This window comes from Polynucleobacter sp. AP-Elch-400A-B2, assembly GCF_018688355.1.
Classification (GTDB): domain Bacteria; phylum Pseudomonadota; class Gammaproteobacteria; order Burkholderiales; family Burkholderiaceae; genus Polynucleobacter.
Window position 1 is genome coordinate 634162 of sequence record NZ_CP061317.1, and the last position, 19690, is coordinate 653851.

At 46.2% G+C, this 19690-nt stretch carries 19 protein-coding genes and 1 tRNA gene; 11 read left to right on the forward strand and 9 right to left on the reverse strand.

Annotation, left to right across the window (positions count from 1 at the left end; all coding sequences use genetic code 11):
- Positions 1–26 precede the first annotated feature (26 nt).
- Complete coding sequence (locus tag FD977_RS03305; protein ID WP_215306309.1) at positions 27–2087, forward strand: sodium-translocating pyrophosphatase; 2061 nt, start codon at positions 27–29, stop codon at positions 2085–2087.
- A gap of 79 nt (positions 2088–2166) precedes the next feature.
- Here FD977_RS03305 and trxB read toward each other — a convergent pair whose 3' ends face one another.
- The gene (trxB, locus tag FD977_RS03310; RefSeq protein WP_215306311.1) at positions 2167–3123 is read right to left on the reverse strand and encodes a thioredoxin-disulfide reductase; all 957 of its coding nucleotides are present in this window, start codon (positions 3121–3123) and stop codon (positions 2167–2169) included.
- A gap of 39 nt (positions 3124–3162) precedes the next feature.
- Between trxB and FD977_RS03315 the strand changes: the two genes are divergently transcribed.
- The 5 genes from FD977_RS03315 (at position 3163) to recQ (ending at position 9583) form a co-directional block, all read left to right on the forward strand.
- Positions 3163–5475: a DNA translocase FtsK gene (locus FD977_RS03315; protein WP_215306313.1), complete on the forward strand. Its 2313-nt coding sequence runs from the start codon at positions 3163–3165 to the stop codon at positions 5473–5475.
- Positions 5476–5485: 10 nt separating this feature from the next.
- Positions 5486–6166 (forward strand): outer membrane lipoprotein carrier protein LolA, encoded by a 681-nt coding sequence (locus FD977_RS03320; protein ID WP_215306315.1) that lies wholly within the window; start codon positions 5486–5488, stop codon positions 6164–6166.
- A gap of 31 nt (positions 6167–6197) precedes the next feature.
- Positions 6198–7508: a serine--tRNA ligase gene (gene serS / locus FD977_RS03325; protein WP_215306317.1), complete on the forward strand. Its 1311-nt coding sequence runs from the start codon at positions 6198–6200 to the stop codon at positions 7506–7508.
- A gap of 56 nt (positions 7509–7564) precedes the next feature.
- Positions 7565–7654, forward strand: a tRNA-Ser gene (locus FD977_RS03330).
- An 87-nt stretch (positions 7655–7741) separates the two neighbouring features.
- A complete protein-coding gene (recQ, locus tag FD977_RS03335) occupies positions 7742–9583 on the forward strand; it encodes a DNA helicase RecQ (protein ID WP_215306319.1) in 1842 nt (613 codons plus the stop codon).
- Positions 9584–9587: 4 nt separating this feature from the next.
- On the opposite strand, the gene FD977_RS03340 is transcribed toward recQ, so the two are convergent.
- A complete protein-coding gene (locus tag FD977_RS03340; RefSeq protein ID WP_215306321.1) occupies positions 9588–10133 on the reverse strand; it encodes a YggT family protein in 546 nt (181 codons plus the stop codon).
- 60 nt (positions 10134–10193) lie between these two features.
- Between FD977_RS03340 and FD977_RS03345 the strand changes: the two genes are divergently transcribed.
- The gene (locus FD977_RS03345) at positions 10194–10853 is read left to right on the forward strand and encodes a glycosyltransferase (protein WP_215306323.1); all 660 of its coding nucleotides are present in this window, start codon (positions 10194–10196) and stop codon (positions 10851–10853) included.
- Between the two features lie 133 nt (positions 10854–10986).
- Here FD977_RS03345 and FD977_RS03350 read toward each other — a convergent pair whose 3' ends face one another.
- The gene (locus FD977_RS03350; RefSeq protein WP_215306325.1) at positions 10987–12075 is read right to left on the reverse strand and encodes an ABC transporter ATP-binding protein; all 1089 of its coding nucleotides are present in this window, start codon (positions 12073–12075) and stop codon (positions 10987–10989) included.
- A 68-nt stretch (positions 12076–12143) separates the two neighbouring features.
- Between FD977_RS03350 and FD977_RS03355 the strand changes: the two genes are divergently transcribed.
- From FD977_RS03355 to FD977_RS03365, 3 genes are all read left to right on the forward strand, one after another.
- Positions 12144–13700 carry an iron ABC transporter permease gene (locus tag FD977_RS03355; RefSeq protein WP_215306327.1) on the forward strand — a complete coding sequence of 519 codons (1557 nt, stop codon included), beginning with the start codon at positions 12144–12146 and terminating at the stop codon, positions 13698–13700.
- Between the two features lie 62 nt (positions 13701–13762).
- Positions 13763–14827, forward strand: coding sequence for an extracellular solute-binding protein (locus FD977_RS03360; RefSeq protein ID WP_215306329.1), 1065 nt, complete (start codon positions 13763–13765; stop codon positions 14825–14827).
- A gap of 66 nt (positions 14828–14893) precedes the next feature.
- Positions 14894–15163: a hypothetical protein gene (locus FD977_RS03365; RefSeq protein WP_215306331.1), complete on the forward strand. Its 270-nt coding sequence runs from the start codon at positions 14894–14896 to the stop codon at positions 15161–15163.
- Positions 15164–15173: 10 nt separating this feature from the next.
- Here FD977_RS03365 and FD977_RS03370 read toward each other — a convergent pair whose 3' ends face one another.
- Positions 15174–16049: a hypothetical protein gene (locus FD977_RS03370; protein WP_215306333.1), complete on the reverse strand. Its 876-nt coding sequence runs from the start codon at positions 16047–16049 to the stop codon at positions 15174–15176.
- A 241-nt stretch (positions 16050–16290) separates the two neighbouring features.
- Here FD977_RS03370 and FD977_RS03375 point away from each other — a divergent pair, with 241 nt between their 5' ends.
- The gene (locus FD977_RS03375; RefSeq protein WP_215306335.1) at positions 16291–18105 is read left to right on the forward strand and encodes an AsmA family protein; all 1815 of its coding nucleotides are present in this window, start codon (positions 16291–16293) and stop codon (positions 18103–18105) included.
- A 2-nt stretch (positions 18106–18107) separates the two neighbouring features.
- On the opposite strand, the gene FD977_RS03380 is transcribed toward FD977_RS03375, so the two are convergent.
- The 5 genes from FD977_RS03380 to FD977_RS03400 form a co-directional block, all read right to left on the reverse strand.
- The gene (locus FD977_RS03380) at positions 18108–18458 is read right to left on the reverse strand and encodes a phage holin family protein (RefSeq protein WP_215307027.1); all 351 of its coding nucleotides are present in this window, start codon (positions 18456–18458) and stop codon (positions 18108–18110) included.
- Positions 18459–18518: 60 nt separating this feature from the next.
- Positions 18519–18824: a helix-turn-helix transcriptional regulator gene (locus tag FD977_RS03385; protein ID WP_215306336.1), complete on the reverse strand. Its 306-nt coding sequence runs from the start codon at positions 18822–18824 to the stop codon at positions 18519–18521.
- Entirely contained in the window at positions 18821–19153 is a 333-nt protein-coding gene (locus FD977_RS03390; RefSeq protein ID WP_215306338.1) for a type II toxin-antitoxin system RelE/ParE family toxin, read from the reverse strand. Before FD977_RS03390 ends, FD977_RS03385 begins: the two co-directional genes overlap by 4 nt.
- Positions 19154–19221: 68 nt before the next feature.
- Complete coding sequence (locus FD977_RS03395) at positions 19222–19425, reverse strand: SlyX family protein (protein ID WP_215306340.1); 204 nt, start codon at positions 19423–19425, stop codon at positions 19222–19224.
- A 22-nt stretch (positions 19426–19447) separates the two neighbouring features.
- Positions 19448–19669, reverse strand: a complete 222-nt coding sequence (locus FD977_RS03400; protein ID WP_215306342.1) for a hypothetical protein — start codon at positions 19667–19669, stop codon at positions 19448–19450.
- Positions 19670–19690 lie beyond the last annotated feature (21 nt).

Genomic DNA, 19690 nt, shown 5'->3' on the forward strand with positions numbered 1-19690 from the left:
AGATCTAATTTATAAGGGGTTCAAGCATGGGTAATGTCACATTAGGCTTGTATTTTTCCTTGGCGTGCGGTGTTGTAGCCGTGATTTATGGCTTTGTGATGCGTGGATGGATATTGAAGCAAAGTGCTGGTAACGCAAAGATGCAAGAAATTGCTGAGGCGATCCAGCAGGGAGCTGCAGCTTATTTATCCCGCCAATACAAGGCGATTTCCATCGTTGGGGTAGTCCTCACGATCTTGATAGCACTGTTTCTGGATTTTGCAACGGCTATCGGCTTCGTTATTGGTGCGGTGCTTTCGGGCGCCTGCGGCTTTATTGGCATGAATATTTCGGTGCGGGCTAACGTCCGAACTGCGGAAGCGGCTACCAAAGGAATGAATGAAGCACTCAATGTGGCATTCAAAGGTGGCGCTATTACCGGTATGTTGGTAGTAGGACTTGGCTTACTGGGTGTTGGCCTTTTCTTTATGTTCCTGATATCACTTGGAGTGGGTAAAGACCTATCATCGGTTTTACACCCCTTAATCGGTTTGGCATTCGGCTCTTCCTTGATTTCTATCTTCGCGCGATTGGGCGGCGGCATCTTTACAAAAGGCGCTGACGTAGGCGCGGACTTAGTTGGAAAAGTGGAGGCAGGCATTCCGGAGGATGACCCACGGAATCCTGCTGTGATTGCCGATAATGTTGGAGATAACGTCGGTGACTGTGCTGGTATGGCGGCTGACTTATTTGAAACTTACGCAGTGACACTAATTGCGACAATGGTATTAGGTGCTCTCATGGTTTCTAGTGCATCAGCGGCTGCGGTAGTCTACCCGCTTTTACTGGGGGGAGTTTCGATCATTGCCTCGATTATTGGATGCTCTTTTGTTAAAGCAACGCCAGGTATGAAAAATGTTATGCCTGCGCTGTATAAAGGTTTAATCATAGCTGGGAGCATTTCTTTAGTTGCATTCTATTTTGTAACCAATTTCATCATGCCTGACGATGCCCTGGGTATCCCAGGAAGCCAGTGGCGTTTATTTGGCTCCACTGTAGTTGGTTTACTGCTAACTGCCGGCCTAGTCTGGATTACCGAGTACTACACGGGTACCCAATTTAAACCAGTGCAACATATTGCTGAGGCCTCTACCAAAGGTCACGGTACTAACATCATTGCAGGTTTAGGCATTTCGATGAAATCGACTGCCTATCCAGTACTGTTTGTTTGTGCCGCTATTTATGCAGCTTACTGGTTAGCAGGCATTTATGGCATTGCGATTGCAGCGACTGCGATGCTGTCTATGGCCGGCATTGTGGTGGCTCTTGATGCCTATGGTCCGATTACAGATAATGCCGGTGGTATTGCAGAAATGGCTGGCATGCCGCAATCGGTTCGTGACATTACAGACCCATTGGATGCGGTGGGCAATACTACTAAGGCTGTAACTAAGGGATATGCAATTGGTTCAGCAGGTCTTGCTGCTCTAGTTCTCTTTGCAGATTACACCCATGCGTTGGAGGCTATTGGTCAGCAAGTGTCATTTGATCTCTCGGACCATATGGTAATCATCGGCCTCTTTATTGGTGGCATGATTCCATATTTGTTTGGTGCGATGGCAATGGAAGCGGTTGGACGTTGTGCTGGTGCTGTGGTTGAAGAGGTCCGCCGACAGTTCCGTGAGATCCCGGGAATTATGGCGGGCACTGCAAAACCTGAGTACGGCAAAGCAGTAGATATGCTGACCTCAGCCGCGATCAAAGAAATGATTGTTCCTTCACTTTTACCGGTGGTGGCTCCTATCGCAGTAGGTCTCTTGCTGGGACCCGCTGCTTTGGGTGGTTTGCTGATGGGCACGATTGTGACGGGCTTGTTTGTCGCCATATCTATGTGCACCGGTGGCGGTGCTTGGGATAACGCCAAAAAATACATTGAAGAAGGCCATTTCGGCGGCAAAGGTTCGGAGGCTCACAAGGCTGCGGTCACTGGTGATACTGTCGGCGATCCCTACAAAGACACTGCTGGCCCTGCAGTAAACCCACTCATCAAGATTATTAACATCGTAGCATTATTGATCGTGCCGCTATTACCAGTGGTGAGTCGCTAACAATTTAGAAGAAAAAAATGTAAGAAAAAAATGCCTAGCATTGCTAGGCATTTTTATTTGGCCCCTTGCTCAGTCTGTATTAATCCAAAGTCTCTAAGTAACGCTGGGCGTCTAATGCAGCCATACAGCCTGTGCCTGCACTAGTAATGGCTTGACGGTAAATATGGTCCTGTACATCGCCCGATGCAAATACGCCAGGGATGTTGGTAGCAGTAGCGTTACCTTCCAAACCAGAGTGTGTCTTGATGTAGCCATTATTCATATCGAGCTGACCAATAAATAGCTCGGTATTCGGTTTGTGGCCAATCGCAATAAAGGCGCCAGTTACTGCGATATCTTCTGTACTGCCATCGGCTTTCTTAATGCGTACACCAGTAACGCCTTTTTCATCACCCAAGACTTCATCAAGAGTTGAGTTCAATTTGAGCTCAACTTTGCCTTCAGCTACTTTAGCCATGAGACGGTCATTGAGAATTGGCTCTGCACGGAATTTATCGCGCCGATGAATCACGGTAACCTTTTTAGCGATGCCAGTCAGATAGAGCGCTTCTTCAACGGCAGTGTTGCCGCCACCAACTACGCAGACATCTTGATTGCGATAAAAGAATCCATCACAGGTCGCGCATCCAGAAACACCGCGACCCATAAATGCTTCCTCACTCGGAAGGCCAAGGTATTGAGCAGAGGCGCCTGTGGAAATAATCAAGGCATCACAAGTGTAAGTTCCTGAGTCGCCAACCAAACGGATGGGTTTTTCAGTCAGGGCTGCAGTGTGAATATGATCAAAGATGATGTTGGTGTTAAATCGTTCGGCATGCTTTAAAAAACGATCCATGAGCTCTGGGCCTTGGACGCCATCTGGGTCAGCTGGCCAGTTTTCTACATCTGTAGTGGTCATTAATTGGCCGCCCTGCGCCAGGCCAGTAACGAGGGTGGGGCTCAAATTGGCTCGAGCTGCATACACTGCAGCTGTGTAGCCAGCAGGCCCTGAGCCGAGGATGAGAACTTTAGAGTGTTTTGGGGTATTTGTAGTCATATTCAAATTATAGGATTGCTTGATTACAATCGGGGGAACATGGCTAGAACCGCATACCCGAAGTCCAAAACGCCTTTAGGCCTCCGGCCCCCTGAGAATCAAGGGCAGGGCAGGTTGCCCCGCCTCCTTTTAGAAGCCCGCTGGTTTATCTCTCTTGGCCTTTGTTTGGGTTTATTGGCTATTTTGGTGACTTATTCCAAGGCAGATCCAGCTTGGTCGCATGCCAGCTTTGAGGCTCCCAGGAACCTGGGCGGACGTTTTGGAGCCTATTTGGCTGACTTATTGCTCTACATCTTTGGTATTTCTGCATTTTGGTGGGTCATGCTCTTTGGCCGCCGAGTTCTGAGTGGTTGGCGTGAACTTTGGAGTATTCCCCTTCCATTAGATCCAGAAGCTAAACCAGACTCCCTGGTAGTGCGTTGGTTGGGCTTTGGACTGACTTTATTGAGCAGCATGGGTCTCGAGTCCATTCGCCTTCATTCGCTGACCTGGGAGCTTCCTAGGCCTCCTGGCGGTATTTTGGGCGAGCTGATTGGCGATCCTTTACACATGACACTAGGTTTTACGGGCTCTACCCTGGTGTTGCTATTCACTCTGTGTGCCGGCCTGTCTTTATTCCTGCACTTTTCCTGGTTAGACGTTGCTGAAAAAGTAGGTCGCACCCTAGAGCTTGCTTACAACCATTTACGTGAGCGTCGCGATAGCGAAGAAGATCGCAAGTTAGGTGAAGCGGCTGCTGAAGAGCGCGAAGAGTTCGTTGAAGAGTTTCGTGGGCGAGTGGAAGTTGCAAAGCCGGTACAGATTGTTCGTGCCCCAGCAGAAATTCCGAAGAGCGCCCGCGTTGAGCGTGAAAAACAGCAGCCCCTGTTTGTGGATATTCCGGATTCAGAATTGCCACCCCTAGCTCTATTGGATCCCGTCCCGGAAGTAAAAGAAACTATTTCAGCAGATGTATTGGAATTTACCTCTCGCCTAATTGAACGCAAGTTGGCCGACTTCAACGTCGAAGTGAAAGTCATTGCAGCCTACCCAGGCCCAGTGGTAACGCGTTACGAAATTGATCCCGCTGTTGGTGTAAAGGGTAGTCAGATTGTTAATCTCTCACGTGACCTAGCGCGCTCGCTAGGCGTGGTGAGTATGCGTGTAGTAGAAACCATTCCAGGCAAAACCTGCATGGCTTTGGAGTTACCAAATCCAACACGACAGTCGGTTTACCTCTCTGAGATTTTGAGTTCACAGGTTTATAACGACAGTCACTCTAACTTGACCCTTGCCTTGGGTAAGGATATTTCAGGTAGTCCCGTCGTTGCTGACTTGGCGAAGATGCCGCATTGCTTGGTTGCTGGTACTACTGGTGCCGGTAAGTCCGTTGGTATCAACGCCATGATTCTGTCCATTCTTTTTAAGGCGAAGCCTGATGAAGTGCGTCTGATCATGATTGATCCGAAGATGCTCGAGATGGCAATGTACGACAAGATTCCCCATCTCTTATGTCCAGTAGTTACTGACATGAAGCAAGCGTATAACGCTCTCAATTGGGCTGTAAATGAGATGGAGCGTCGCTACAAACTGATGAGTAAGTTTGGCGTGCGTAACCTTGCTGGCTTCAATAAAAAAATCTTAGAGGCTGAAGAAAAAGGTGAGAAGCTTACCAATCCATTTAGCTTGACTCCTGATGATCCAGAGCCAATTTATAAAGCGCCAGTGATAGTCGTCGTGATTGATGAGTTGGCAGATTTGATGATGGTCTCCGGCAAGAAGATCGAAGAGTTAATTGCCCGTATTGCTCAAAAGGCACGTGCTGCAGGTATTCATTTGGTCTTGGCAACGCAACGTCCTAGTGTGGATGTGATTACCGGCCTGATCAAGGCTAACGTACCCACTCGTATTTCATTCCAGGTGAGTAGCAAGATCGATAGCCGTACGATTTTGGATCAACAAGGTGCTGAAGCGCTGCTGGGTATGGGCGACATGCTCTATATGGCGCCAGGTACTGGCTTACCGGTTCGAGTTCATGGCGCCTTTGTATCTGATGACGAGGTGCATCGCGTGGTCGAGTGGCTCAAAGAGAAGAGTGAAGCTAACTACATTGATGGCGTTCTAGAAGGCGCTGACGAATCCACTATTGACGCCCTGACCGGCGAAGGTGGTGGCGAAGCCGATCCCTTGTATGACCAAGCAGTCGCTATTGTTTTAGAAAATAAGCGCCCATCGATCTCTTTAGTGCAGCGCCACTTACGCATTGGCTATAACCGCGCGGCCCGCTTACTTGAGGATATGGAGAAAGCCGGTTTGGTATCGAAGATGGGTAACGGTGGTAATCGCGAGATTTTGCATCGCGCCTCAGAGTAAGGCGAATATTTTGCAAAGATTCTTTTCTGCAGTATTTCTTGGGATAGCTTTTCTGTGTTCAGGAGCGGCACTTTCGCAGGTTGAGAGTGGCGCAGAGCAGTTACGTCAATTTGTGCGCAACTCCAAAACTGCAGAAGGGGAGTTTGTGCAACAACAGTTGCGTGCACCCAAAGCAAATGAGCCGCAAGACAAAGGTTTGAAAGTGGTTCGCCAAACGCAAGGACGTTTTGTGTTTCAGCGCCCAGGCCGATTCATTTGGGATACCCAAAAGCCCTATGAGCAAAAATTGATTGCCGATGGCAAGCAACTTATCATGTGGGATAAGGATTTAAATCAAGCCACCTTTAGGCCTGCAGGTCAGGCTTTAGCCACTACTCCTGCTGCAATTCTATTTGGGGAGACTTCCCTCGACCAACACTTTGATTTAGTTGAGAGCGAAGATCGTCTAGGCATGAAATGGGTTGCTCTAGTGCCCAAGAAAATCCCCAATACAAAAAATGGCAATGACTTGCCGTACACCAAGATCTCAGTCGGAATGACTAACGGCTTACCTAAAGCGCTAGAGCTCATTGATGGCCTAGGAAGTGTCGTCCTGGTCACATTAGATAAGATTCAGCTCAACGTGAGCCTGCCTGCTAATCGCTTTACCTTTGTGCCACCTGCTGGAGCAGAAGTCTTGCGCTTAAACTAGCGTATATACATATTAACTAATAGAGCATCACATGATTGATCCGCAATTACTCCGTAAAGATATCGTAGCCGTTGCTGCCCGTTTAGCTACGCGCAAATTTCAACTCGATGTTGAGAAATTCAACACCTTAGAGTCCGAGCGTAAATCCTTGCAAACTCGTACTGAGGAATTGCAAGCTAAGCGTAACCAACTGGCTAAAGCCATTGGTATGAAAAAAGGTAAGAGCGAAGATGCTACTGCCGAGATGGCAGAAGCAACGCAGATTAACGTCGATATGGAATCAGGCGCAGCACGCTTAGCGATATTGCAGTTAGAGATTGCAGATTTCTTGATGGGTATTCCTAACTTGCCTGATGAATCAGTCCCAGTAGGCAAGGACGAGGCTGAGAATAAAGAAGTGAAGCGTTGGGGTACGATCCCCGAGTTTTCATTTCCCGTGAAAGATCATGTCGACTTGGGCGCGCCATTGGGTCTCGATTTTGAATCTGCTGCAAAGATTAGTGGCTCACGCTTTGCGGTTCTGAAGGGGCCTGCTGCCAGACTACATCGTGCACTAGCGCAATTCATGATCGATCTGCATTCAACTCAACATGGATACGAAGAGCTTAACGTCCCCCTCATGGTGAATGCTGCATCTATGCGGGGCACTGGCCAGCTGCCAAAGTTTGAAGAAGACTTATTTAAGGTTCCTCGCCAGATGGGTGGCGAAGATGGGGCAGGCGAAGCAAGAGTTGAAAACTTTTACCTCATCCCTACCGCAGAAGTGCCCGTTACCAATTTAGTGCGTGACACGATTACTGCAGCTGAAGAGTTGCCACTGAAATTCGTTGCCCACACTCCATGCTTTAGATCTGAAGCTGGAAGTTATGGCCGTGATGTGCGCGGCATGATTCGCCAGCACCAGTTTGAAAAAGTAGAACTTGTACAAATTGCTAAGCCAGAAGAGTCTATGCAGTTGCTTGAAGAATTAACTGCGCATGCAGAAAAAGTTTTGGAGCTGCTAGAGCTGCCTTATCGAAAAGTATTACTCTGCACCGGTGATATGGGCTTTGGAAGCACAAAGACCTATGACCTTGAGGTATGGATCCCATCACAAAATGCGTATCGTGAGATTAGCTCTTGCTCCAATATGGGTGATTTCCAAGCTAGACGTATGCAGGCAAGATATAAATCTGGGCAAGGTAAGCCAGAGCTAGTCCACACCTTAAATGGTTCTGGGCTTGCGGTTGGCAGAACTGGTGTTGCTCTTTTAGAGAACTGCCAGCAGGCCGATGGCAGCATCGCGATACCGAAAGCCTTGCGACCTTACTTGGGTGGTCTGGAAGTACTTAAGCCTCTTTAACTTAAGGTGTAAGAAATTCAAAGAGCCTTCCGAAAGCTATAATCGTTGTTCGGTTCGGAGAGGTGGCAGAGTGGTCGAATGTACCTGACTCGAAATCAGGCGTAGGGTCAAACCTACCGTGGGTTCGAATCCCACCCTCTCCGCCAGCCAGATTCTGTATTTGTTAACACAGAGAAGCTATTCATCAAGCCCCGCCATGACGTGGGGCTTTTTATTTCAAAGGAGTATTACGGTTGCAATCGAGTCAGCAAGTACTTCATGATGTTTTTGGCTTTGATCAATTTCGTGGTACTCAGGCGTCTATTGTTGAGCATGTAGTTGCTGGTGGTGATGCTTTAGTGCTCATGCCTACTGGCGCTGGCAAGTCGCTGTGCTATCAAATTCCCTCACTGGTTCGTCGAGGTGTAGGGGTAGTAGTTTCACCCTTAATCGCGCTGATGCAAGATCAAGTGGATGCCTTAACCCAGTTGGGTGTAAAGGCTTCGTTTCTCAACTCCAGTTTAGATGCTGGTACCTCTCAACAGGTAACTACTCAATTGCTGGCTGGAGATCTTGACTTGATCTATGTAGCACCAGAACGCTTAATGAATCCAGGCTTTCTGTCCATCTTGGATCGACTTCATGCAGGACCTGGGATTGCATTATTTGCAATTGATGAAGCGCACTGCGTTTCGCAATGGGGCCATGATTTTCGTCCTGAATATCGCCAGTTAACTATTCTGCACGAGCGCTTTCCAAAGGTACCCCGTATCGCCTTAACAGCGACGGCAGATGCGCCAACCCGTGCAGAAATTGTTGAGCGTCTTTCACTTGAATCTGCCCAGCAGTTTGTCTCTAGCTTTGATCGCCCCAACATTAAGTATCGAGTTCTGCAAAAGCAGAGTGCCAAGCAACAGTTAGAGCATTTTTTAGACGCTGAGCATGCCGACGATTCTGGAATTATTTATTGCTTATCGCGTCGCAGTGTAGAAGAGACTGCGCAATGGTTGCAAGACCGCGGTTGGGATGCCATGCCTTATCACGCAGGTCTTAGCGTAGAAATACGTAGCGCTAATCAAAAACGCTTCTTGCGTGAAGAAGGCGTCATCATGGTCGCAACCGTAGCGTTTGGTATGGGTATTGATAAGCCTAATGTCCGCTTTGTAGCTCATCTAGATCTACCTAAAAGTATGGAAGGTTATTACCAAGAAACCGGACGGGCGGGGCGCGATGGCTTGCCAGCCAATGCCTGGATGGCCTACGGATTTGGTGATGTAGTGAGCTTGCGGCAAATGGTGGATTCTGGCGAAGCTTCTGAAGATCGTAAGAGAGTAGAGCGTCAAAAACTCAATGCTTTACTGGGCTATTGTGAATCCACGACCTGCCGCCATCAAACGATCTTGCGCTACTTTGGAGAGGTGCATGCGGGTAGCTGTGGTCACTGTGATAACTGTCTAGAACCAGTAGCAACTTGGAATGCCACACAAGAGGTACAAAAAGCATTGTCATGTGTGTATCGCACTGGCCAACGCTTTGGTGTGACCCATTTAATTGATGTGCTGTTGGGTAAAGTGACCCCTAGAGTAAAGCAATATTTTCATGAGCAAGTGAGTACATTTGGTATTGGTGCAGAACTTAATCGGGCTCAATGGAACAGTATCTATCGTCAATTGGTAGCTGGCGGTTATTTAGATGCAGACATTGAATTACATGGCGGCTTAAAGTTGGTCGATGACATTGCTCTGCCGGTGCTACGTGGAGAGCAAGAAGTTTGGTTGCGAAAAGATACAGGCTATTCCAAGAGTAAGGCTACGAAGTCTGGGGCAAGGAAGGGCACTACACATCCCTTCAGCAATATTGCAGATGAAAAACTGTGGGAAGCACTCAAGGCTCAGCGGACTGAATTAGCCCGCGAACAAGGAGTGCCGCCTTATGTGATTTTTCATGACAGCACCTTGCAGGAGATGGTGAAATCGACGCCAACTACCTTAGATCAATTCAGTCGCATTGGTGGAGTCGGGCAAGCTAAGCTAGAGCGTTATGGTGAGCACTTTATCAAGGCCATTTCGGAGCATCTTGAAGCTAATGAGACTTAATGAGCTACCTCAGATTGCTCACTACAATCTGCAAAACTTGCAGGATAAGCAGCAGCAGAAGAGGTGATAAATCTAGGACTCCAAAGTTGGGCATTGCTTTTCTGATTGGCATCAGTAGAGGGTCAACCAGTAGCGAGACCAAATACTGTATCTGGGAGCCAGCACTAACCCAAGAGAGAATGACGCTTGCAAAAACCAAGCCAACTAATCCCGAAAGTATCAGATCCACTAAATCGATTAAGGCCAATAGGAGCCACGAGATGTTGGTTAGATCAGCTCCTGATAGTAATAAAAGGATTGCAATCTTTCCTGCAACCAGTAGGTAGGCGGCTAAAAAGCTAGCGACATCAAGGCGACCAAGGCTTGGGACTATCTTGCGAAGTGGGATCACGATCCAATTACTCAGTGGAAGCACATATGCGCCGATGGTTCTGCTTTGGCCTGACCCGAGATTAAAGGCGAGCCACTGGAGATAGCACCTCAGGAGACATGCTCCCGCGACAATGCTCACGAGGACTTGGAGGAGAAGGTTAGCGATTTGTATCAACATAGATCTATTGTAGGGGGTTTAAAGCGAGACTTCATTTAGATATCACACTTTCGTGTTCTAATGCCCAGCAATATGATTACTGTCGTTATCGCCTCTTATAAGTACGGCCACCTTGCAGCACACTGCATAGAGTCCGTGCTATCTCAAACACAAGCCCCCGCCAGAATTCTATTTGTCGATGATGGGGCGCATGATTGCGGCCACTTACCAAGCTTATATCCCGATATTGAATATATTCTCAGACCACAGAATTTAGGTACTGTGGATAATTTCCATGATTTACTCATGAGGGTCAATACGGAATACGTTCTGTTCATTGGCGCTGACAATTGGCTCAGATCCGATGCAATTGAGCTGCTATCTGATGCTCATGCAGATATCGTTACTTATGACATCGTTGTTACAGGCGAATTAAAAGAAGAGATTCATGATCGTGTTCCTGGCGAGACTAGGTCTCACCAAGGAGATCTCTACTGGGATCGCGAAGGAAAGCACCATGGTTCGATGATGTACCGAACCTCACTGGGTCAACAAGTAGGCTACAAGGAAAGATATGCCGATGGCATTCATCCGCAAGAGGACTGGAATCTTTGGGACAAAATGCGCGAGCAGGGCGCCACTGTAGCCAGCCTGAATGAAGGCCTTTTATACTACAGAAGACATCGTGAAAATTTTCTAAAGTATGACCATCTCGTTGACGATCTTGAGGAAGAGGCTTAAGCGTCTAAGTTAGTGTTACTCTCATGCCGTCATTATTGGTACGGCGACATTGCGGCAAGCAGCAGCTACTGAATCGCTTTGGGTTATTTTCTTACCGCATATTTAAGGGTAAAGCGACGGCGCTGACTTATTACTAGTGAGTCGGCAATGCCTCATTGGTAAAAGTCACAACGTGATCGGCTACCAGGTGTATGCCAATCTTTTCACCAATCGCATGATCATGGTGGCTGGGTACAAAAGCAAAAATTTCAACACCTGAAGCGAGCTTGAGGGTGTACAAGAAGTCGGCTCCCCTAAAGGTCTTACGTACAACCTCTGCTAACAAGGTGCTGTGATCATCATGCACAATATCATCAGCGCGCAGGAGTACGTCGATTTCTTTTCCAGCTTCAGCGCTACGATCTTCTTCCAGGTCAAGCTCACCTAATTCAATTTTGACTTTGTTGTTAGCTTGGACGATACCTTTTAGAAACACACCGCGACCAATAAAGTCAGCAATATAGCGATTGGCTGGCTTGTGATAGAGCTCGTAAGGGACATCCCACTGCAATACATTGCCATCCGTCATAACGCCGACCTTATCGGCAATAGCAAAGGCTTCAAATTGATCGTGTGTGACTAGCAGGGCGGTAATGTTGTTTGCTTTGAGGATTTCTCGCATCTCGCCTGCAAGACGCTCTCTCAGTTCAATATCCAAACTAGAGAAGGGCTCATCTAGCAAAATTAAATCTGGTTCCGGTGCCATTGCCCTAGCCAGTGCCACACGCTGTTGTTGGCCGCCACTGAGCTCATGAGGATATGCATCTGCCTTATCTGCTAGCGACACCCTCTTAAGCCACTCCATGGCAACTACAGATCTTTCCTTGTTTGATAGGTGTTGCAAGCCAAAGGCAATATTCTCTAAAACATTGAGATGGGGAAAGAGAGCGAAGTCCTGAAAGACCATGCCTACTTTTCTTTGATTTGGTTGGATATGAGTAGAGGTTGAGCTCACCACCTGATCACGCAGGAGAATTTTCCCTGCTTTAACAGGCTCAAACCCACAAATAGCTCTCAAGACGGTAGATTTTCCACAGCCAGATGAGCCTAATAAGCAGCCAATCTCACCTTGAGCCAGATCGAGATTAAGGTCTTTAACCGCAGTAACACGACCTTGACCATCTTGACTGGGGTAGTCGATTTCTAGTGCTTGAATCGAAAGTAGGGTGCGAGCAGAGTTCATCTCTATAATTTTCTCATTAATGCTAGTGGTTTAATACATAGCTAGAGTCTAAACGGATTGCCGATTTCATGAATCGTATTGTGGTGCCACTTGCCCTGTTGTTATTTTTGCCCCTCTTTGGCCTGGCAGCACCTTTCCTATTCCCCGGGAAGGAGTTATTAGCTACCGGCACCCTCAGTCATTTATGGAACTTTGTGCTGGGTGGCTATATTGCCTCGACCTTAGTGCTTATTTTTGGTGTCGGAGTGGGAGTCTTTATCCTCGGGGTAGGTAATGCTTGGATCATTGCGAGCTATGATTTTCCAGGGAAGAAAATATTTGAGTGGGCTCTCATTCTGCCTTTGGCAGTGCCCACTTATGTCATGGCCTACCTCTTCGTTGATCTCTTGCAGTTTTCGGGTCCGATACAGAGTACGCTGCGTGCTGCACTGGGAGTTGATGCACTCTGGTTCTTTCCGGATCCAAGATCCCTGAGTGGGGCTATTTGGTCTTTTTCATTCTGCCTCTTTCCTTATGTTTATCTTATTACCCGTACAGCATTCTTAGAGCGTAGTGGTCGATTGATAGAGGTTTCAGAAACACTGGGCTACAGTCCGCTTCAAGGTTTTGTGAAATTGGTATTGCCTATGGCAAGGCCAGCCATCTTTGCGGGTATGGCGCTGGCGCTGATGGAGGTGCTGGCTGATTTTGGTGCCGTCTCTTACTTTGGTGTGCAGACTTTTGCAACTGGCATCTTTAAGGCTTGGCTCTCATTTGGAGACCGAATAGCGGCAGTGCAGCTTGCCTTAGGGCTCTTAAGTTTTGTCTTACTGATTTTCTTTATCGAGCAAAGTAGTCGCTCCAAATTACGTTTTGCCTCTGCAACTCGGAGTAAGCCACTCGCGAAGTCTCTGGAAGGCAAGAAAGCTTTTTTTGCGTTTGCATTTTGTGGCGCTACGCTCTTGTGCGGATTTTTGATACCTGCATTTGCGCTCTTGCAATTACTCTTCAAGCAAGGCCTCACGATCGATGTTCGATATCTAGATTGGCTGAGTAATTCTTTATTAGTTTCGATTCTGACGGCGCTCATCTCGGTAGCGTTAGCCGTTTTCTTTGCTTACTCCGTGCGCATGAATGCACGCTTAAGTTGGGTTAATCGATTGCTGGGCTTTGGTTATGCTTTACCCGGTGCGGTCTTAGCCATTGGCATCCTTTCTTTTCTAGAAATCTTTCAGCTTGCTTGGTGGATGTCTGCCAGCATCCTAGTGCTGATCTATGCCTACCTAGTCCGCTTTCTTTCTTCTAGTTTGCAGAGTGTAGAAGCTGGTCTAGCGCGCCTCACTCCATCGATGGATGCTTCAGCAGCACTCTTGGGTCTTTCTAAAGCGCAGATTTTGAAGCGGGTTCATGTGCCCCTACTTAAGCGCAGTCTGATTACTGCAGGCCTCTTTGTCTTTGTCGACGTTATGAAAGAATTGCCAGCAACGCTTTTATTGCGCCCATTTAACTTTGATACCTTGGCTGTCGCAACCTATCAGTTGGCTGCAGATGAGCGCCTTGCTGAACTGGCATTACCTTCCTTAACCATTGTTTTAGTTGGACTTTTTCCAGTATTGCTGCTTTCAAGGGTCATTTCCAAATCCTAATTGATAATCATTCGTATTTGTGATACATTAGATTTAATCTAATTCTGATCGCAAATACAGCAATGGCAAACCCACTTATAAGAAAATTCCTCGGCAGTTCTGGCTTGTTATTGAGCGCACTTCTAGCCTTACCCTTGCAAGCACAGGATATAAAAGAAGCGAAAGAACTCAATCTCTACTCAGCCCGTCACTATCAAACTGATGAGGCGCTCTATAGTGACTTCACAAAAAAGACAGGCATCAAGATCAACCGGATTGAGGCTGATGACAATGCCTTAGCAGAGAGATTAAAAAGCGAAGGTACCAATAGTCCAGCGGATGTGATTTTGATGGTAGATGCAGCTCGATTATGGCGCGCGCAAATTGATGGCTTCTTTAGGCCGATACAGTCAAAATATTTAGAGAGCCGTATCCCGGCAAACTTACGTTCTCAGCCTGAGCCAGATGGATCAACTTGGTTTGGCTTTTCAACCAGAGCACGTCTCGTGGTCTATAACAAAGCAAAAGTAAATCCACAAGACGTTGATACTTACGAGAAGTTAGCAGAGGCTATGAATAAGGGTAAGGTATGTACCCGCTCAGGCGCCCATCCTTATATGTTGTCATTAATCGGTGCCATGATCGAACGTCGCGGCGAGGCTGCTACTGAGGAGTGGGCCAAGGGCATGGTGGCTAATATGGCTCGCCCTCCAAGAGGTGGCGATACCGATCAAATCAAGGCGGTGGCCTCAGGTGAATGCGGTTTAGCTTTAACAAATTCTTATTATTTGGTCAGGCTCTTACGATCAACCAAGCCAGAAGATCAGGCCATTGTTTCTAAGATTGGATTTATTTGGCCAAATCAACAGACCACTGGCGCGCATATCAATATTGCGGGGGGTGGGGTTGCTAAGAGTGCACCACACCCACAGGCTGCAAAACAATTTCTTGAATACTTGGCAAGTGACTCTGCGCAAGAGTATTTTGCCAACGGTAATAACGAGTGGCCCGTAGTGAAGTCAGTCAAAATTGAAAATGAAGGCCTTAAAATGTTAGGCTCATTCAAAGCAGAAAATATCTCTATTGCGGCGATTGGCAAGAACCAAATCGCTGCGCAACGTTTGCTTGATCGAGTTGGGTATAAATGAAATCGAGTTACTAAGACCTAAATATAGCTAGAATGAATCCATTCTTTAAAAGATCTGGATTTGAATATGAAAATTATCTCGGGTGCTTTGGTTCTTACTTTTTCAATGGGTATGTTAGCTTGCGCAACACCACCAAGCGAGTTTGGAGTCTATCGACAGTCTGATGGAACAGTTGGGGTGCATGCCCCTAAATCTGCTAAAGATACTGAGGCTCAAGCAGCCGCAGCAGAGGAGTGTAAAAAACTAGGAAAGCGAGGCGCCACTATTGTCGAAACTCGTAAAACAGTGAACGACCGCTTTCCTATGACCTACATTTTTGTGTGTAATACCTATTAATCAATAAAGCCTAGCTTAGCAGCCATTTCTTAATCGATTTATTAACGCACATTGCATCTAAAGCCAAGCCAAAGAACTCTGAACCATTGGTGACCATACTTTCAATGGCTTCAACCTTGCCAGATTTCACGCCACGCAAATAAGTAGCTGCACGGTAGCGTAGGAAGTGCTCATTTGCACCTTCCTCGTTATCAGTAGAGCAAATCTCAAGGCTGCCATAACGGGTTTCTGGATTGATATTCAAAATAGAGAGACCTAATGCACCAATTAGCTTTTCTGGAACAGGAATAGGAACGTAAGAGTAGAGAGAAACTAACTGCTCTTGTTCGTCGATTTCAATAATATGGTCAACATCGAACACATCTTTTTCCGTCAACTCTGTCTCACCAGAATCGCCACCACCAAAGGTAGACTCAAACTGCAACATCGCAGTATTGCTATCTTTAGAGATTTCAATCATGTCAGGATAGCCAAGCAAGCCTTTCCACCAATACATCAGCGAGAAGGTGCAAGGTTTTACTTCAACTAAACCTTTGTTTGTCGATTTAGCAAAGTACAAGCCGTAGAACTCATCATCTTCCTCGAGCCCGTACTGATCGACTTTAAGTTTCTTAGGCGCAGCTGTTTTGGGAGATTTCTTGGCAGCTTTCTTTGGAGCTGGCTTTTTGGCAGCCGGCTTCTTCGCCGCTACCTTTTTAGCCGCTTTTTTTGCCACTGGTTTTTTAGCAACCGGCTTTTTGACAGCAAGTTTTTTCACTACCTTTTTGACGGCCTTTTTAGCTGCTACTTTCTTAGCAACAACTTTTTTAACGGCTTTCTTTGCAGGGGCTTTTTTTACCACCTTAGTAGCTACTTTCTTTTTTGCTGGAGACTTCTTTGTAGCCATGGTCTATTACCCTTCCTATTGGTAGTTAATGTGCTTATTACACCTCTGATATTACTTCAGATCTTTCCACTTTTGCTGATACTGATATGGGGATTTACCTTGCAACATCAAGGGTAAATATCCAATTGATTTAAGCCTCAACAAAAAGTGATCACTACTTAAGGCCCTTAGGCCATCAAAGCTAGTAATAAACAAATCAATCCTAGTCTAAGGTTGGTAGGTAATTTAGAATCAATAAAGAATGAGTAAATTAGTCAAAATCACCATTAGTGCCCTTGGAGGCGTAATCATCCTAATTGCAATAGGAGTATGGTACGCAGCCTCAACGGTAGATCCAGTACGGCTGACCAAATTACTCTCTTCCTCTGTAAAGACTGCTACTGGCAGAGATCTCAAAATCACTGGGCCAGTCAGCTTAAGTTTTTTTCCGGGGATTTCTGTTGCTGCAGAGGGCTTAAGTCTGAGTAATGCATTTTGGGCATCTGATGCTGACATGCTGACCCTTAAGCGCATTGATTTAAATATTAAAACTCTGCCATTGCTGAGTAAGCGCATTGAGGTTGGCAGTGTGAAGCTTGCTGGCCTGGAGCTCTTTCTTCAAAAAAATGGGCTTGGTAAAGCGAATTGGGATTTTAGTACGGACGCCTCCAGGGAGCCTCCTGATATTAAAAGTAATACAGAAACCTCATCTGTTAGTGATGATTTTATTTCCATGGAGAGTGTTTCGATTGCAGATGCTCACATTCAGTATCAAGATCCTTCAAATGCCATATCGAGTTATCAAATTGGGCGTTTATCCTTGGCAGACAGCGGCGATAAAACAGTCTTATCGCTCGGCATGAAACTTCAAGAGCAAGCTCTGGAACTCAGCGGAAAAACGGGCTCACTTTCTAGGCTGCTCAAACAATGGAATGTTTCGTCGGCGCAATTTCCAATTGACCTGAACCTCACTATGAATGGCAAGTCCATGATCATTAAAGGTGAGGTCAGTAAAACTCCTAAAACTCCACCTACGATCAATTTAACCTTGAACTCAAAAGCATTTGACTGGCCCGTCTTGGGGGCATCTCCCAATCACCCTCCGCTGGTTGTAAGCGGCGCTAAGTCAGCAGTAGTCGTGCATCAGACCCAAAAGCCGCAGCCTAAGTACTTATTTAGCAATGAGAGCATTCCTTTTAATCTACTGCCGCAAGCCAAGGGAGAAGTCGTCATGAATATTGGCGAATTAAATTTGCCAAAACGCAAGCCCATTGAAAATCTTCAGGCTACTTTGCAATTGAATGGCAGTGTGATTGACATTCCAAACCTAAGGCTTGAGATGGGTAAGGGTAGTGCTGATTTACAAATTAAGCTCTCTGAGCTAAATACGTCTACCCCCGCACTCACAGCCAGAGGAGTGACGAAGGATTTCACGCTAGAAAATTTACTGGCTAGGCTTGACCCGGGATCCAAGGTGAGCGGAGGCAGTATGAAGATGGCATTTGATGTGAAAACATCTGGGAGTAGCTTGCACCAAATGGCATCAAATTCAAATGGCAAGATTCAGTTGAGTATTCACCAGGCTCGTATGGGTACGAATTTTTTAAATGATGCCGGTGATTTCGTAGTGACACTTTTGGATTCGATGAACCCACTACGTAAAAAAACGAGTGAGACGGTTCTGGAGTGTGCAGTCGCTTATTTATCCATTAACAATGGACAGATCAATATAGCTAAGTCAGTTGGAATTGAAACGGATAGGTTAGATGTGGCTTTAGCTGGCTCTATTGATTTGAAGACGGAGGCTATTAATCTCACTATTGATCCAAAAGAGAAATCAGGTATCACAACAGGCTTGGATTTAACTGGAATGGTAAAGATGGGTGGGACGCTGACAAACCCTCAGGCGGGCATTAATCAAGCTGGAGTAGTGAATAGCGCTGTATCCATTGGACTTGGTTTTTTGACTGGCGGCGCAAGCATTTTGGCTGAGAATGCCAGATCAATGACTTCAAAAAGCCACCCCTGCCGCGATGCACTCCACCCTTGGTCTGATATTTACCCTGGGGCGGAGTAAATTTAAAACAGTATTCCGCTGATAAAGAGGCTGAATAATGAAATAAAGATGCTGGCAAAGAACGCGGTCCAGAAGCTAGAAATCGTAAAGCCACTCACTACTGAAGACACCAGCATCAGCACTAAGGCGTTCACTACCAGCAAAAACAATCCCATCGTGAGGACAGTCAGTGGCAGCGTGAGAAGAATTAATAAAGGCTTCACTACCGCATTGGCAAACCCCAGCAGTAGAGCAGCAATCAAGAGTGAGCCACCATCTGCAAAGCGTAAGCCGCTAAATAGATAGCTGGCAACCCAAAGAGATAGGGAAGTTAAGCCCCATTGGACTAAAAACGGTACCAAGTTACCCATGATATTTAACCTTTTTAATAGCCTTAGAAATCAATATCGATCGCAGTTAATCTTAGTGTAGTCCTAAGCAGCTAATTTTTGCTTTGAATTTTTAATTGGCTTAAAGTGGATTTCAATATGCGTATTTGTGGCGGCCGCCAATTTAGTCAAGGTTCTTAGGGAGGGGAGGCTAACTCCACTCTCAAGTCTTGCAATTGCGGATTGGGAAGTGCTCATCAGTGCGGCTAGCTCCTCTTGGGATAGCCCACTCTTCATGCGGGCCTCAATAACTTCCTTCGCAATCTCAAATTCCACACGAGATTCGTCGTAAGCTTCTTTGTAATCTGGATTTTTAATCCACTTTTTATGTAAATTTGAGATCTTAGTCATATTAACTTTGCCTGTTTAGCTCTTCTTGTCGCCATCTGCAAAGCTGCTGGTGGAGTTTTCTGAGTCTTCTTAATAAATACATGTAGAACGATTATTTTTTTCCCACTGGAGTAGATATAAATTCCTCTTGCAATTCCATCCTGACCAGAGACTCGTATTTCCCAGAATTTATCACCCAAAGACCCGATGTGAAGCATTCCAACATTTTGGGGGCCAAACTGCTCAAGTAATCCAGAGACTCTGACAAACTTACTTCTAATATCTACTGGCAGGGCCTCTAGCTCATCGTCAACTGTGGTGTTAAGGGTATGTACGGTCCATGTGGTCATCCATAAATTATATCAATATTGATATATGTCAAAAATGATATAACCTTATCAACAATAAATCAAGGGCTTTAATAATGCGGAGGGATTTCATCTTTAGGGCTGCTATTACCCACGCCATCCCCGTTGCTAGCCTGTTCCTTGATGGATTTAAGCTCACGATACAAAAATTCAATTTGTTGCTGTTGCTTGTAGATCGTTTGATTGAGTTGATCAATCAAGTCTTCAGTAAAGCTGAGTTTAATTTCTAGGTTGGTGATGCGATCTTCAGTCATGTCAGTTCCCCCTATCTTTCTCTTAAGCATCGATCAATTCAAATCGACCATCTTCCATTTCCGCTTTGGGTCTGATCCAAAAATCGTGCGACTGGAGGGATTCATAAACGTAGGCTGGCTCTAAATTAGCTTCCACGTTAGCAAGTAAGATCACCTTATAAAAGCCACCGGTCTTAATGTGTCTTAGCTTACTACCCGGCTTAAAGAGGCCGTCATCAGCATCTGCCATTTTTGGTTTATTCATGTTTAAAAAATACTTTCTCGG